The organism is Klebsiella sp. K5-45 (assembly GCF_030128605.1).
Lineage (GTDB): Bacteria > Pseudomonadota > Gammaproteobacteria > Enterobacterales > Enterobacteriaceae > Klebsiella > Klebsiella quasipneumoniae.
In genome coordinates, this window is the sequence record NZ_JAKUZW010000007.1 from 276,842 (window position 1) to 290,249 (window position 13,408).

The window sequence follows — 13,408 nt, forward strand, 5'->3', positions numbered from 1 at the left end:
CCGCAAATGCTAAAAAAGGAGAGGGAATTACCAGATAGCGGGCTTTGCCGCGCCGAGATCATCCAGCACGGCGCGCAGCGCCATGCCGTCAGGAAAGTGGAGGTCCGGGGCGATCTCGAACAGCGGCCAGAGCATAAAGCCGCGGTTTCTCATATCGTAGTGCGGAACGGTCAGGCGCTCGCTGTTAATGACCGCATCGCCAAACAGCATAATGTCGAGATCGAGGGTGCGCGGCCCCCAGCGTTCGGCTTTGCGCACCCGACCCTGCTGCAGCTCAATGCGCTGGGTGTGATCGAGCAGCGCCTCAGGGGACAGCGTGGTTTCCAGCGCGACGGCGGCGTTGAGATAGTCTGGCTGATCCTGCGGGCCCAGCGGCGGCGTGCGGTAGAACGAAGAGACGTTCACCACGCGGCTGTGCGGAATTTCGCCCAGGGCGTGGATAGCCGCCTGCACCTGCGCCAGTGGCGAAGCGAGGTTACTGCCGAGGGCGATATAGGCCAGGGTCATGCGTTACCCTGGCGTGGCGCGCGCTTGCGCGGACGGCGGTGGCGACGGCGCGGCGCCGGATCGTCCCCGAGGTCGTTGAGCATATCTTTTTGCGCCGGCGGCGCGGCGACCTGGAATTCGCCCCACCATTTGGTCAGACGCTGCAGTTCGCCGTTGTTTTCAGCGCCAGCGCGTAGCTCCAGCAGATCGTAGGCGGCGCGGAATTTCGGATGCTCCATCAGCTTCCAGGCGCGTTTGCCCTGGCGACGGGACATGCGCAGCTGCAGCTGCCAGATATCGCGGATCAGGGTGGTGATGCGCTTAGGGATCGCCAGCGTACGGCAGGCTTCGTCCAGTACGTCGTTCATCGCCAGGGCGAAGGCGTCATAGTACGCCAGACCGCTCTCCTGGGCGATTTTCTGCGCCGTCTCCAGCAGCGGATACCAGAACATCACTGCGAACAGGAAGGCCGGATTGACGCGCATGTCGTTACGAATGCGGGTATCGGTGTTCTTCAGCACCTGGTTGATGATCCGCTCCATCGGGCTATCGCCGCGCTCGGTAAAGTAGCGGGTGATGGTCGGGAACAGCGGCTGGAACAGGTTGTATTCCCGCAGCAGCAGGTAGGTCTGATAGCCATGCCCGGCCTGCAGCAGCTTGAGCACTTCTTCGAACAGGCGCGCCGGCGGCACGTCGTGGAGCAGGGCGGCCAGCCGCGGCAGCGGTTCGGCCGTTTCCGGACTGATGGTCATATCCAGCTTGGCGGCGAAGCGCACCGCGCGCAGCATGCGTACCGGATCCTCGCGATAGCGGGTTTCCGGATTGCCGATCAGGCGGATCACGCCGTCCTGCAGATCCTTCATGCCGCCGACGTAGTCGCGAACGGTAAAGTCCGCCACGCTGTAATAGAGGCTGTTGATGGTGAAGTCGCGACGCTGGGCGTCCTCTTCGATCGAGCCGAAGATATTATCACGCAGCAGCATGCCGTTCTGGCCCCGCTGGGAGGTGACGCGATCGGTAGTGTGTCCTTCGTGATGGCCACGGAAGGTAGCGACCTCAATAATTTCCGGCCCGAACATGACGTGCGCGAGGCGGAAACGGCGCCCAACCAGACGGCAGTTGCGGAACAGCTTGCGTACCTGATCCGGCGTGGCGTTGGTCGTGACGTCAAAATCTTTTGGCTTTTTGCCAAGCAGCAGGTCGCGGACGCCGCCGCCGACCAGCCAGGACTCGTAGCCCGCCTTGTTGAGGCGGTACATGACCTTGAGGGCGTTTTCACTGATATCTTTGCGGGAAATAGCATGCTGCTCACGCGGGATCACCGTCATAGGCGTTGGTTCGACGGCGGCTTCTGCCTCGCGCTCCTCACGGCTTAGCACCTTACGGCAAAAATTAGCGACTCGGGTAAAAATGGTGCACCTCGTAGTGTCAGACGGACTTCAGATCAACTGTACAGTGTAAAAATAGCGGCTAATCATAGCTCAGCGGGAGCCATTTGAGAATGCTCGATTTTCGCCGGCTGCCAGTTGGCGACGGCCTGGGCGAGTAAATCATCGATGCTCAGGGCCTGCCACTCCCCGGCGATCTCCTGATTCAGAAAGCGGAGCGCCCGGACGATTTCGGGGCGCGGATCGCCTTCCGGCAGCGCCGGCGCGTGGTTTTGTTTAGAGAGCTTATTGCCGTCGGCATTGAGGGCCAGCGGCAGATGGAGGTAGTCCGGTGTCTGCCAGCCAAAATGCTGATACAGCGAAATCTGCCGCACCGTCGGCTCAATCAGATCGGCGCCGCGGACGATCTCGGTGATCCCCTGAAAGTGGTCATCGACCACCACCGCCAGGTTGTAGGCAAACAGTCCGTCGCGACGGTGGATAATAAAATCTTCTCGCGCCAGCGGCTCGTTGGCGACCAGCGTGCCGCGCAGGCGGTCGGTGAACTGCAGAACCGGACGGGTCTGGCGCAGACGCAGCGCGGCGTTTTCCGCCCCCAGCCCAAGGTCGCGGCAGTGACCATCATAGATCCCGCCTACGGCGTGGATCCGCGCGCGGGTGCAGGTGCAGTAGTAGCTCAGCCCTTGCTCGCTCAGCCAGGCCAGCGCCTCGCGGTAGGCTTCGTGCCGTTGCGACTGCCAGAGCACCTCGCCGTCCCAGTGCAGACCGTAGTGGTCGAGCTGGCGCAGGATGGTGTCGGCGGCCCCGGGGACTTCGCGCGGCGGGTCGATATCTTCAATACGAACGCGCCAGATACCCTGGTTCGCGCGGGCCTGCAGGTAGCTGCCGAGCGCGGCGATCAGAGAGCCGAAGTGGAGTTCGCCGGAGGGGGAGGGAGCAAAGCGCCCTATATAGCGTGAGTCAGTCATGGTACGGACAACAGAACCAGGCGGGAGAGACTCCCGCCAGAGAGTGAGGCAGCAGGGGATTAGCCCGCCATCTGTTTTTCGCGAATTTCCGCCAGGGTTTTGCAGTCAATGCAAAGATCCGCTGTCGGACGCGCTTCCAGACGGCGAATGCCGATCTCCACGCCGCAGGATTCGCAGTAGCCGAAGTCTTCGTCTTCAACTTTTTTCAGCGTTTTCTCGATCTTTTTGATCAGTTTACGTTCGCGGTCGCGGTTACGCAGCTCCAGGCTGAACTCTTCTTCCTGGGCGGCACGGTCTACCGGGTCCGGGAAGTTAGCAGCTTCATCCTGCATGTGCGATACGGTGCGATCCACTTCATCCCTGAGTTGATTACGCCATGCTTCAAGAATACGCTTGAAGTGCGCCAGCTGGGCTTCGTTCATATACTCTTCGCCCGGTTTCTCTTGGTACGGCTCCACCCCAGCGATGGCGAGAATACTCAGGGACGATGTTTTACGGTTTTGCCCTTCTTGCATGTTGCTTCTCCTTAACACGCACTATCGATCCCCATGTGGGGGAAAATCAGGCCGCTATAAATAGCAGATGCTTTTCCGGATAGCAATTATCTAAACGTTACACTTGACAACCCTGTGAAGAAAAGCGTATTCGCGCTTGCGACCCGAACACTATTTAGCCACTTATTTACCGGGGTTTAACACCACGGCGATCGGCTTATTCAGAGTCATCCTCGTCGTAGAAAGTTCCGCTTTCCAGGCGAGAATTTCCACCCCCTTGTCGCGGGCTTCTGTTAACAGCTGTGCGTATCTGGCATCAATATGATGCGCGGGAGAGAAACGGTCAATTGCCGAATGCAGGACGGCAAATAAAATCACCGCGCGGTCGCCATTTGCCGCGACGGCCATCAGCTCCCGCAGGTGCTTCTGTCCGCGCATAGTCACCGCATCAGGAAAATAACCGTATTCTTTCTCCGCCAACGTAACCGATTTCACTTCAATATAGCAGTTTTGGCGATCATCTGCCTGTAACATAATATCGATACGGCTATTCTCAGCGCCATATTTCACTTCGCTTTTCAGCTGGTTATAGCCGGAAAGTTCAGGGATTATTCCGGCGGAAATTGCTTCTTTCGCCAGCGTATTCGCGCGCAGCGTGTTGACGCAAATAACGGCGCCCTGCTGCGTTTCAGTTAATTCCCAGGTATGGGCATATTTGCGCTTCGCATTGTCAGAAGTGGAATACCAGACGGTGTCGCCCGGGACGGCGCAGCCGGTCATGGCACCGGTATTTGGGCAGTGGAGCGTCAATTCGCGGCCATCGGGGGTCACCACGTCGGCAAGAAAACGTTTGTAACGTTTAAGCAAAATGGCGGGTTGCAACGGCGGATCAAACTGCATCAATTTTCCTTATCAAACGGATAATGTTCCAGCGCCGTGTAGCGCGTGCGCCCGCGGCTAAAGCTGGATTCATAGAGCACGAACTCGTTCACCGGAAACGTCCAGCGAAAGCCGGGCGGCGGGATCGGCACCGCCTGACGGGCATCGCGCCACAGGGTAATGTGCGGATGAAACGGCTGCGGACTCTGATAGCAGCCGCTGCGCGCCGCCTGAGCGCGCAGCATACTGGCAAGCTGCAGCAGGCCGCGCGGTGGCTGACGGGTCCCGAGCCAGACCACCCGCGAACGCAGCCACTGTCCGGCATCGTCCAGCGTCAGGGTAAAGCCCGGCTGCTGGAGGCGGCCGGCGAGGGCAGACAGCGCCCGCTGTTTTTCCGCGCTCACCTCGCCGAGAAACGCCAGCGTCAGATGAAGGTTATCCGCCGCGACGGGCCTGCCGGCATCCTCAGGGAAGTGCGTTGCCCTCCACTGGACAATCTGTTTGCGGACGGCAGGCGGCAGTTCAATCGCAAAAAACAGCCTTTTCGGCTCAGACATGATAGAGACTCGGTAATGAATTAGGGGGATGCTACAATGCGAGCCCCTGAATGTTAACCCCCGGAGCCTTTTGTGTCCTCATTGCCGGTTGCCGCCGTCCTCCCAGAACTGTTATCCGCCCTGCAGCATGCGCCGCAGGTTTTGCTCAACGCGCCGACCGGCGCCGGGAAGTCGACCTGGCTGCCGCTGCAGATCCTCGCTGAGGGTAACATCGCGGGACGCATTATCCTGCTGGAGCCTAGGCGTCTGGCGGCGCGCAATGTCGCGCAGCGGCTGGCTGAACTGCTCGGCGAAAAGCCAGGGGAGACCGTGGGTTACCGCATGCGTGCCGAAACCTGCGTCGGGCCACAGACCCGCCTGGAGGTGGTCACGGAGGGGATCCTGACGCGCATGATCCAGCGCGATCCCGAGCTGACGGGCGTGGGGCTGGTGATCCTCGATGAGTTTCACGAGCGCAGCCTGCAGGCGGATCTGGCGCTGGCCCTGCTGCTTGATGTCCAGCAGGGGTTACGTGACGATCTCAAACTGCTCATCATGTCGGCGACCCTTGATAACGATCGCCTGCAGCGTCTGCTGCCTGAGGTGCCGGTGGTGGTCTCGGAGGGGCGCGCTTATCCGGTGGAGCGTCGCTTCAGCCCGCTCTCCGCGCACCAGCGTTTTGATGAGGCGGTGGCGATAGCGGCGGCGGAGCTCCTGCGGCATGAACAGGGATCGATGCTGCTGTTTCTGCCCGGCGTCGGCGAGATCCAGCGCGTTCAGGAACAGCTGACGGAGCGCGTGGCGGAGGATGTCATCCTCTGCCCGCTGTATGGCGCTTTGCCCCTAAGCGAGCAGCGCAAAGCGATCCTCCCGGCGCCGGCCGGGAAGCGCAAAGTGGTGCTGGCCACCAACATTGCTGAGACCAGTTTAACCATCGAGGGCATCCGCCTGGTGGTCGACACCGCCCAGGAGCGTGTTGCCCGCTTTGACCCGCGCACCGGCCTGACCCGGCTGGTGACGCAGCGCATCAGCCAGGCATCGATGACCCAGCGCGCCGGACGCGCCGGTCGTCTCTCCCCGGGGATCTGCCTGCATTTGCTCGGCAAAGAACAGGCCGAACGAGCGGCGGCGCAGAGCGAACCGGAGATCCTGCACAGCGATCTGTCGGCGCTGTTGCTGGAGCTGCTGCAGTGGGGTTGCCACGATCCGGCCTCGCTGGCCTGGCTGGATCAGCCGCCGGCGGTGAACCTGGCTGCCGCGCGCCGCCTGCTGGAGGCGCTCTCGGCGCTGGACGGCGAGCGGCTGTCGGCGTTTGGCCGCAAAATGGCCACCCTCGGCAACGAGCCCCGGCTGGCGGCGATGCTGGCCGCTGCGCAGACCGATGACGAAGTGGCGACGGCGGCCAGGCTGGCGGCGATCCTTGAGGAGCCGCCGCGCGGAGGGCTGGTGGATTTGGGCGCCGTCTTTTCCCGTCAGCAGGCCAACTGGCAGCAGCGCGCGCAGCAGCTGATGAAGCGTCTGGCCTGCCGCAGCGGCCAGCCCGATGCGGGACGAATGGCTGCGCTCCTGGCGTCGGCCTTCGCCGACCGCATCGCCCGCCGCCGCGGTCAGGAGGGACGCTATCAGCTGGCGAACGGTATGGGCGCGATGTTGGACGCCGACGACGCGCTGGGCCGCCATGAGTGGCTGATCGCTCCGCTGCTGCTGCAGGGCAGCGCCTCACCGGATGCCCGCATGCTGCTGGCTCTGCCGGTGGATATCGGCGAGCTGATCGCCGCCCGTCCCGAGCTGGCGCAGCGTTCCGACACGGTGGAGTGGGATGAAGCGCAGGGGACGCTGAAAGCCTGGCGGCGGACGGTGACGGGCCAGCTGGTGATTAAGACCCAGCCGCTGGCGAAGCCCTCTGAGGCGGAGCTGCATCAGGCGATGCTCAACGGGATTCGTGAGAAAGGCCTCGGTGTGCTCAACTGGACGCCAGAGGCCGAGCAGCTGCGGCTGCGGCTGCAGTGTGCGGCGCAATGGCTGCCGGAAGAGGCGTGGCCCGCGGTGGATGACGCTTCGCTGCTGGCCTCGCTGGAGGCATGGCTGCTGCCGCAGATGAACGGCGTTCACTCGCTGCGGGCGCTGAAGGCGCTGGATCTGCGGCAGGCGCTCCAGGACTGGCTGTCATGGCCGCTGCGCCAGAAGCTGGATCGCGAGCTGCCGACGCACTATACCGTGCCGACCGGCAGCCGTCTGGCGATCCGTTACCATGCGGAGAACCCGCCGGCGCTGGCGGTGCGTATGCAGGAGATGTTCGGCGAGGCCACGACGCCGGTTATCGCCGAGGGGCGAGTGCCACTGGTGCTGGAGCTGCTGTCGCCCGCTCAGCGTCCGCTGCAGATCACGCGCGATCTCAGCGCCTTCTGGCAGGGGAGCTACCGTGAGGTACAGAAAGAGATGAAGGGACGCTATCCGAAACACGTCTGGCCGGACGATCCGGCCAACGCCGCCCCGACCCGGCGCAGCAAAAAATATTCGTAGCCCCAGGCGCCGGGCGGCATTCTGCCCGGCCAGTCGAACCACTCACGCTAGACCATCTGCTGCCAGAGAAAAACGCCCCCTCCCGCCAGCGCCAGCCAGGGGCCGAAGGCCAGCGGCTGCTGCAGCGACTGCCGGGTCCACAGGCGCTGCAGCAGGGTCCACATCAGCCCGCTGGCCGAGGCGAACAACAGCACCTGCGGCAGAGCCTGCCAGCCGCACCAGGCGCCCAGCGCCGCCAGCAGCTTAAAATCGCCATAGCCCAGAGCCTCTTTGCCGGTCAGCAGGCGGAACAGCCAATAGACCGACCACAGTGCCAGATAACCAGCCATCGCCCCGGCGACCGCGTCCGGCAGGGCAATGTACACCTCGTTAAGATTAAACAGCAGTCCGGCCCACAGCAGGGGCAGGGTCAGGCGATCGGGCAGCAGCTGGGTCCGGGCATCAATCCGCGCCAGTATCAGCAGAAAGGAGAGCAGCACCAGGCCGCCCGCCAGCGCCAGTCCCGGCGCGAGCAGCGCCCCGGCGAGGATAAACAGCAGGCCGGTGGTCAGCTCGGTCAGCGGATAGCTCCACGAGATGCGCGCCTGACAGCAGCGGGCGCGACGGCCTAGCCAAAGGAAGCTGAGCAACGGGATATTGTCCCGCCAGGCTATCGGCTGGCGACACTGCGGACAGGATGAGCCCGGCGTGCTGAGGGTTAGCGGCTCGTCGTCCGCGGTCTGGGCCAGCATGCGCGGCAGACGGTAGATCACCACGTTGTAAAAGCTGCCCAGCGCCAGGCCGAACAGCAGCAGAAAGCCATACCAGATAAGAGGGAAATGCAGGGATAATGCGGCTAATGTCGTCATTTTTGCTCCTTTAATCACCATTTTCCCTGCAGCTGCCACGGCGTCGGGCCCGGGTCGTTTTTGGCCATCGGGCGGGTGACCAGCAGCGCCAGCAGGGGCGGTATCCCCTGTCTGGGCTGTAGCGTACCGTGAAACAGATAGCGGCCATCGGGCGACAGGGTGCCCTGGCCGCTGAGGCTCAGCTGATGAGAATCCTGGCGGATGGCCAGCGCCACGGCGCCGGTCGCCGTACAGCTTAAGGTGCCACTGACCTGGGCTAACTCCAGGCTACCGACCGGAGAGTGCAGCCTGGCCTGACGCCACTGCGCGCGTCCGGCGGTGATTTGCTGACAGCGCCCCTCGCTGAAGTGCGCTTCGGCCAGGCTGAAAGTGACCTCTCCGTCGGCGCTGACGGGCATGGTCGGCGTTAGCCAGCGACCGAGCAGGCTGGCGGGGGCGGTGAGCCGCCCCTCCTGCAGGCGCAGATCGCGGATGCCCCACAGCCGGGCCTGACCCTCCACGCCGCGGGGATCGCTGAGCGCGATCTGCCAGCCAGCCGGGGTAAGCGACCACGTCAGCCGCTCAAGTCGTTCGCCGCGCCAGGAGACTGACTGCGCCGCGCCGCGCCAGATGCTGCCGCTGAGGTTGGCCACCTGTACCTCGGGCGGCAGCATCGGGACTAACAGGCGCGCCGGGGCGGTGGCGGTCAACCACAGCAGATAGAGCGCCAGCAGTAGCCCAACCGCGAACCCGTTAGCTTTCATCGTCGCGCTCCAGCAGCAGATGGTTGACCGTGACCCAGCCCGGCCGCGACGGCTGTGCGGTTACGGATAGCGAGACCGCGTTGACGCCGCGCATCGCCGGGGCGTCCAGCCAGTCCATCAGCGCCTGAAAGGCGCAGGGCTGAAGGGTGACCTGAAGACGTTTTCCCTGCGGCTGCAGACGAACGACTTCCAGCCCGTGGCTCGCCGCCTCGCGCATCACCAGCGCGGTGAGCGCCTCTTTTGCCGCCGGCGCGGGCTGCTGGCTGAGCTGCTGCAGGCGCGGCCCCTGCTGCGTCATCCAGCGCAGGCTGGCCTGTTCTTTCACCAGGGTTTGCCGCCACTGCGCCTCGCGGGCTCGCCAGGGCTGCCACAGCCCGTACCAGAGGGCGCACACCACCAGCAGCCCCGCGAGTCCGAGCAGCAGGCGCTGCTCCGACGGCGTGCGCTGCCGCCACCAGATAAACAGATTAGCCATCGTTTTCCTCCAGCGTCAGTTGTCCCTCAATGCCATCCGGTTTCGTGGTCATGTCGCCTGGCCGGACGCGAAACCGCGGCTGCGCCCGCTGGGTGAACTGCTCCAGCGCCCGGGAAGAGGCCGCGGCGATATCCAGCTGCAGACGGTTGCCCGCGGCATCCCAGCTCAGCGCCCGCAGGCGGATCCCCGGCGTGTCGCTGATGATGTTCTGCAACGCGCTGAGGCGGTCGACGAGGGGGGCATGCTGCGCCTGACGGGCGAGGGTTTGCAGATGCTGCTGCATCTGCAGTCGCGGGTTAATCACCTTTTTCTCCGTAGGAAACCAGCGATGATAGTAGGCCCGGCTGGCCTGCTGGGCCGCCTCGGCCTGGCGCGCCAGATCGCGATGATCCAGAACGCTATTCACCGCCGCCAGCAGCGCCAGGGCCAGCGCGGCATACCGCGCCGGACGCCAGCTCCCCTGCGCAGGCTGCCGACGGCGGATGGCAAACTCTCCCTGCAGCAGGCTGAGCTTCTGCGCCGCCGGATGATTTGCGGCGAGGGAGAGCAGCGTCTGCGCAGGCTGCGCGCGCCACGCTCCCGGCGCCGCGGGCGGCGGCGAATAGCTGTCGATGACGTGCTCTTCCGCCTCGCCCTGCAGCAGCTCCGCCAGCCAGGAGCTTTCCGCCGCCATGCCGCTCCATGGCTGGTGGCGGATCAGCCACTGCTCGTCCACCTGCACCGCGCTCCACGCCGGCGGTTGCCAGGGCAGGGCCAGCACATCGGGCGTCAACGCCAGGGGGCGTAGGGAGAGCGACTCGCAGCGCGCCAGCCAGTCGCGCATTTTTTGCCGCTGCACGGCGACGATCTCGCACTGGGCCTGCTGGCGGTGGAGCAGGGCAAAATGGGTGGCTTCCACATCGTCGGCCAGCTGCTCTTCCAACAGGAACGGGGCCACCTGCAGCGGCGGTTTACGCAGGCCCGCCGGCAGGCTGAGGGGGTGAAACGCGCAGTCGCTGGCCGGGATCAGCACCCAGGCTGGATAATGCGCCGCCAGCGCCGGGAAAGGGCTGGCGTCGTCAGCCGGCCACCGGCCGCGGGCTTCGTGATGCGGATCGCCGGGGGCGAAGAGTTGCCAGTGCAGCGGCGCCTGCCCGGGGGCGAAGCGCACGATCAGCATGGCCTGGGGGGAAGCGTTAAACTTATTCATCAACCACCATAGAAAGTCCGTATCGCCGCTGGACGACGGTAAAGGCGCGCCCCTCCTGTTGCAGGACGCTGTGCAGCTGAAAGCGAAGGTTGCCGGTCACCACGGTGAAGGCGGCGATAAAGCGTGTGCTGCGCACCGTCAGCCAGGGGCGGGCGAGCGTGGTATCGGTTTTCTGCAGCGTAGGCTGCGCGAGAAACGCGGCGACGCTGCTCCACCCGGTTCGCGGGCGGTTGTGCAACAGCTGTTGCGCCTCCTGCAGCGTCAGATCGCCGGGAAAGAGGGCCACCAGCAGGGCGGCCTGTGAGGGCCGCAGGGTGTTGACATTGACCTGCAGCGCGTCATCCGGCTGGACGCAGACGAAGGGGAGCAGGCGCTGATAGAGCGCGGCGTCCATACCGGCCAGCAGGCGCAGCTCGCTGACGTCCTGCATCGGCTGGTTGGCGGCGAGATAGCCCGGGGTTTGCGCCATATAAACCTCGTCCTCCGCCCCGTTCAGTCGCGGCTGGCCGTCGCTGTCCGTCCAGTCGCCGAGGGCGGCGGCGATCTGGCTGGCGCGCAGCGGTGATTCGCCGAGCAGCGCCAGCAGCCGGACGAAGACGTCGGTCGGGTAGGGCGTTTCGCCGCTGGTCTCATCCGCGCGATGGTTGATGGCATTGAGGTTAAAGCAGGCGTGCCCGTCGCGGATCGTGGCGAGGATTTCGCCCTCGTCGAGGGTAAAGCGGCGTCCCTCCTGCGCCCAGGTTTGCGCCAGGTTCGTTTGACTGGGCGAGTCCAGCGCGTCGCGTTGCAGCAGCGCGGCGGCCATGTTTTCCGCCGCCAGGGCGTACCATCTGGCCTGCAGATTATCGAGGGTCACGGCGGTGTGTTGATACATGACCGAGGTGCGTTCGGTCATGGCGCTGGCGAGGATCATCATCAGGGCGAGGATGAACAGCACCATCAGGAGCGCGACGCCGCGTTGCCGATTTTTCACTGGCCGCCCCCCGGGGTAAGTAAAAACAGGCGGGTTATCTCCCCGCTGTTCGCCAGGGTCAGGGTGATCTCCAGCCCCTGCGGCAGCGTCTGCGAGCGGTCCCAGGTCTCCTGCCAGCGGCCGTCGGCATAAAACCGCAGGCGAAACGCCGTCACCCCGCGCAGCAGCACCCGGACCGTCGGCTGGCTGCCGGTCAGCGGATCCTGCTGATCGAAGCTCAGCCGTTCAAGCTGCTGCTGGCGCAGGCGGTAGCTGACGTTCTGGATCTCCGAGCGCGGGAGGATCCCCAGCGGATTCGGCCAGCCGCTGCGGCTGAAGGCCAGCCCCCAGTCATCGCTCTGCAACTGAAAACGTCCGGCAAAGAAAAGCGTGTCGCTGTTTCTGGCGCGACGGGGAATGATGTGCGTGACATCGTCGGCTATCTGGCGAAAAGCGCGCTGGAGGGCGGCGATCTGCTGGCTCTTCTCACGGGTGAGGCCATCGGCGCGGATGACGTTCTGCAGCACCATCACGGCGGCGGCGCTGAGGACGGCGAGGATAGCCAGCGCCAGCAGCGTTTCAATCAGGGTGAAACCGCGCATTTTCGTTATCATGGCGGCGTCACCCAGGTGCGCAGAGTCGCCAGCGGCGCGGGATCGCTTTTTTGCCGCCGGACCTCCACGTCCAGCGCCCGCAGCTGCGGCAGCGCGGTTTCCACCCCCTGCCAGCGGACGAACCAGCGCGTCCCGGCGGCCTCCACGGTGGTTTCAGACCAGCTGAGGGCAGGCCAGCGTTTCTCCAGCCGCAGCTGCACCAGCTGATTATCCGCCAGCCAGCTGGCGAGGACTTTCTCTTCCATACGCCCGAGCTGCCGCGTCTGCTGCAGGGTGGATTGCATCACCGCCAGGCCGGCGAGGGCGAAAATCACCAGCGCGACCATCACTTCGATAAGCGTCATTCCGCTCTCGCGTTTCATGGCTGCTCCCGCGCCGCCAGCGGCTGACTGTCGCCCTGGGCGTCGATGTTGATGCCCGTCGCGGCGTCAATCCGCAGCTGAAACGGGGTGACTTCGCCGCCGGGAAAGATGATCACGTCGGGCTGCTCGCCCGGCGTCCACGCCTGGCCGTTGGGAAAGCGCAGCGTCAGCCTGGCCCGCGGGAGGGTTTCCGCCGTGGTGGCGCGCCCGGCCTGCAGCGGCAGCCACTGCGCGTTGCCCCAGCGGTCGTCAGCCGCCGCCGGGGCGCCTTCGTCGGCAGGCTGCAGGCGCATAAACTGCCAGCGGTCAGGGTGGATAACGATCCCGAAGAGCTGGCCGGTTTGCTGCCCGCGCTCGCGGACAAAATCCAGCTGCGCCTGAAAGCGCGCCAGGATCTGCGTGGCCTCCTGGGTGCGGGCGGAGGGAAACGCCAGCAGCACCATGCTGGCGCTGACGCCGATCAGCAGCAGGACCAGCATCATTTCCAGGAGGGTGAAACCGCGCTGAGACACTATTTCTTCCCGAGGGTCCAGTTGCCGATGTCGTCATTGGTGTCGGGCATCCCGTCCGGGCCGACGCTGAAGACGTCGATGGCGCCATGCTGACCGGGGCTTAACAGCTGATACTCATTTCCCCATGGGTCCTGCGGCAGGCGGCGGATATAGCCGCCTTCCGGGTAGTTGCGGGCATGCGGCTCGACGGCCGGGGCGGTCACCAGCGCCTGCAGACCCTGTTCGGTATTCGGGTAGCGGCTGTTGTCCAGCTTATACATGTCCAGCGCCCCCTCAAGCGCCACCAGATCGCTGACCACCTTCTGGCGGTCCGCTTTCTCCTTGTTGCCCATCAGGTTGGGTACCACCAGGCTGGCGAGGATGCCGAGAATGACGATCACCACCATAATTTCCAGTAACGTGAAGCCGCGTTGCCGTTGCATAGTTTTCTCCATTAATA

The 13,408-nt window shown here is 64.4% G+C and carries 16 protein-coding genes; 1 reads left to right on the forward strand and 15 read right to left on the reverse strand.

Translation table 11 applies throughout. From position 1 onward, the window contains the following. Window positions 1-27: 27 nt before the first annotated feature. The 6 genes from folK to thpR form a co-directional block, all read right to left on the reverse strand. A complete protein-coding gene (gene folK / locus MKS11_RS16920) occupies window positions 28-507 on the reverse strand; it encodes a 2-amino-4-hydroxy-6-hydroxymethyldihydropteridine diphosphokinase (protein ID WP_023319748.1) in 480 nt (159 codons plus the stop codon). Further along, on the reverse strand, window positions 504-1,898 hold the full coding sequence (gene pcnB, locus MKS11_RS16925; RefSeq protein WP_071592560.1) for a polynucleotide adenylyltransferase PcnB: 1,395 nt from the start codon (window positions 1,896-1,898) through the stop codon (window positions 504-506). The genes folK and pcnB overlap by 4 nt, the downstream gene beginning before the upstream one ends. A 62-nt stretch (window positions 1,899-1,960) precedes the next feature. Beyond that, entirely contained in the window at window positions 1,961-2,842 is an 882-nt protein-coding gene (gene gluQRS, locus MKS11_RS16930) for a tRNA glutamyl-Q(34) synthetase GluQRS (RefSeq protein ID WP_087771098.1), read from the reverse strand. A 59-nt stretch (window positions 2,843-2,901) separates the two neighbouring features. Continuing rightward, complete coding sequence (gene dksA / locus MKS11_RS16935) at window positions 2,902-3,357, reverse strand: RNA polymerase-binding protein DksA (RefSeq protein WP_002888845.1); 456 nt, start codon at window positions 3,355-3,357, stop codon at window positions 2,902-2,904. A gap of 162 nt (window positions 3,358-3,519) precedes the next feature. Then, a complete protein-coding gene (gene sfsA / locus MKS11_RS16940; protein WP_004204404.1) occupies window positions 3,520-4,236 on the reverse strand; it encodes a DNA/RNA nuclease SfsA in 717 nt (238 codons plus the stop codon). Continuing rightward, a complete protein-coding gene (gene thpR, locus MKS11_RS16945; RefSeq protein ID WP_004204405.1) occupies window positions 4,236-4,772 on the reverse strand; it encodes an RNA 2',3'-cyclic phosphodiesterase in 537 nt (178 codons plus the stop codon). Before thpR ends, sfsA begins: the two co-directional genes overlap by 1 nt. Window positions 4,773-4,844: 72 nt before the next feature. Here thpR and hrpB point away from each other — a divergent pair, with 72 nt between their 5' ends. Next, complete coding sequence (gene hrpB / locus MKS11_RS16950) at window positions 4,845-7,274, forward strand: ATP-dependent helicase HrpB (RefSeq protein ID WP_087771099.1); 2,430 nt, start codon at window positions 4,845-4,847, stop codon at window positions 7,272-7,274. A 47-nt stretch (window positions 7,275-7,321) separates the two neighbouring features. Here hrpB and MKS11_RS16955 read toward each other — a convergent pair whose 3' ends face one another. From MKS11_RS16955 to gspG, 9 genes are read right to left on the reverse strand one after another with little or no spacing between them, the layout of a single operon-like run. After that, on the reverse strand, window positions 7,322-8,122 hold the full coding sequence (locus MKS11_RS16955; RefSeq protein ID WP_049093658.1) for an A24 family peptidase: 801 nt from the start codon (window positions 8,120-8,122) through the stop codon (window positions 7,322-7,324). 14 nt (window positions 8,123-8,136) lie between these two features. Then, a complete protein-coding gene (locus MKS11_RS16960) occupies window positions 8,137-8,865 on the reverse strand; it encodes a type II secretion system protein N (RefSeq protein ID WP_053810754.1) in 729 nt (242 codons plus the stop codon). Beyond that, the gene (locus tag MKS11_RS16965; protein WP_004204409.1) at window positions 8,855-9,340 is read right to left on the reverse strand and encodes a type II secretion system protein M; all 486 of its coding nucleotides are present in this window, start codon (window positions 9,338-9,340) and stop codon (window positions 8,855-8,857) included. Before MKS11_RS16965 ends, MKS11_RS16960 begins: the two co-directional genes overlap by 11 nt. Further along, window positions 9,333-10,529 (reverse strand): type II secretion system protein GspL, encoded by a 1,197-nt coding sequence (gene gspL / locus MKS11_RS16970; RefSeq protein WP_057213470.1) that lies wholly within the window; start codon window positions 10,527-10,529, stop codon window positions 9,333-9,335. Before gspL ends, MKS11_RS16965 begins: the two co-directional genes overlap by 8 nt. Continuing rightward, the gene (gene gspK / locus MKS11_RS16975) at window positions 10,522-11,502 is read right to left on the reverse strand and encodes a type II secretion system minor pseudopilin GspK (RefSeq protein WP_077259420.1); all 981 of its coding nucleotides are present in this window, start codon (window positions 11,500-11,502) and stop codon (window positions 10,522-10,524) included. Before gspK ends, gspL begins: the two co-directional genes overlap by 8 nt. Then, the gene (gspJ, locus tag MKS11_RS16980) at window positions 11,499-12,095 is read right to left on the reverse strand and encodes a type II secretion system minor pseudopilin GspJ (RefSeq protein ID WP_064189489.1); all 597 of its coding nucleotides are present in this window, start codon (window positions 12,093-12,095) and stop codon (window positions 11,499-11,501) included. The genes gspK and gspJ overlap by 4 nt, the downstream gene beginning before the upstream one ends. Next, window positions 12,092-12,457, reverse strand: a complete 366-nt coding sequence (gspI, locus tag MKS11_RS16985; protein ID WP_069734362.1) for a type II secretion system minor pseudopilin GspI — start codon at window positions 12,455-12,457, stop codon at window positions 12,092-12,094. Before gspI ends, gspJ begins: the two co-directional genes overlap by 4 nt. Beyond that, window positions 12,454-12,969: a type II secretion system minor pseudopilin GspH gene (gspH, locus tag MKS11_RS16990; RefSeq protein ID WP_004204416.1), complete on the reverse strand. Its 516-nt coding sequence runs from the start codon at window positions 12,967-12,969 to the stop codon at window positions 12,454-12,456. The genes gspI and gspH overlap by 4 nt, the downstream gene beginning before the upstream one ends. Beyond that, window positions 12,969-13,391: a type II secretion system major pseudopilin GspG gene (gene gspG, locus MKS11_RS16995; RefSeq protein ID WP_004204417.1), complete on the reverse strand. Its 423-nt coding sequence runs from the start codon at window positions 13,389-13,391 to the stop codon at window positions 12,969-12,971. Before gspG ends, gspH begins: the two co-directional genes overlap by 1 nt. Window positions 13,392-13,408 lie beyond the last annotated feature (17 nt).

Coding starts and splice junctions, on each gene's coding strand:
- folK (WP_023319748.1), bottom strand. CDS start 507: ATGACCCTGGCCTATATCGCCCTCGGCAGTAACCTCGCTTCGCCACTG.
- gluQRS (WP_087771098.1), bottom strand. CDS start 2,842: ATGACTGACTCACGCTATATAGGGCGCTTTGCTCCCTCCCCCTCCGGC.
- dksA (WP_002888845.1), bottom strand. CDS start 3,357: ATGCAAGAAGGGCAAAACCGTAAAACATCGTCCCTGAGTATTCTCGCC.
- sfsA (WP_004204404.1), bottom strand. CDS start 4,236: ATGCAGTTTGATCCGCCGTTGCAACCCGCCATTTTGCTTAAACGTTAC.
- thpR (WP_004204405.1), bottom strand. CDS start 4,772: ATGTCTGAGCCGAAAAGGCTGTTTTTTGCGATTGAACTGCCGCCTGCC.
- MKS11_RS16955 (WP_049093658.1), bottom strand. CDS start 8,122: ATGACGACATTAGCCGCATTATCCCTGCATTTCCCTCTTATCTGGTAT.
- MKS11_RS16960 (WP_053810754.1), bottom strand. CDS start 8,865: ATGAAAGCTAACGGGTTCGCGGTTGGGCTACTGCTGGCGCTCTATCTG.
- MKS11_RS16965 (WP_004204409.1), bottom strand. CDS start 9,340: ATGGCTAATCTGTTTATCTGGTGGCGGCAGCGCACGCCGTCGGAGCAG.
- gspL (WP_057213470.1), bottom strand. CDS start 10,529: ATGAATAAGTTTAACGCTTCCCCCCAGGCCATGCTGATCGTGCGCTTC.
- gspJ (WP_064189489.1), bottom strand. CDS start 12,095: ATGATAACGAAAATGCGCGGTTTCACCCTGATTGAAACGCTGCTGGCG.
- gspI (WP_069734362.1), bottom strand. CDS start 12,457: ATGAAACGCGAGAGCGGAATGACGCTTATCGAAGTGATGGTCGCGCTG.
- gspG (WP_004204417.1), bottom strand. CDS start 13,391: ATGCAACGGCAACGCGGCTTCACGTTACTGGAAATTATGGTGGTGATC.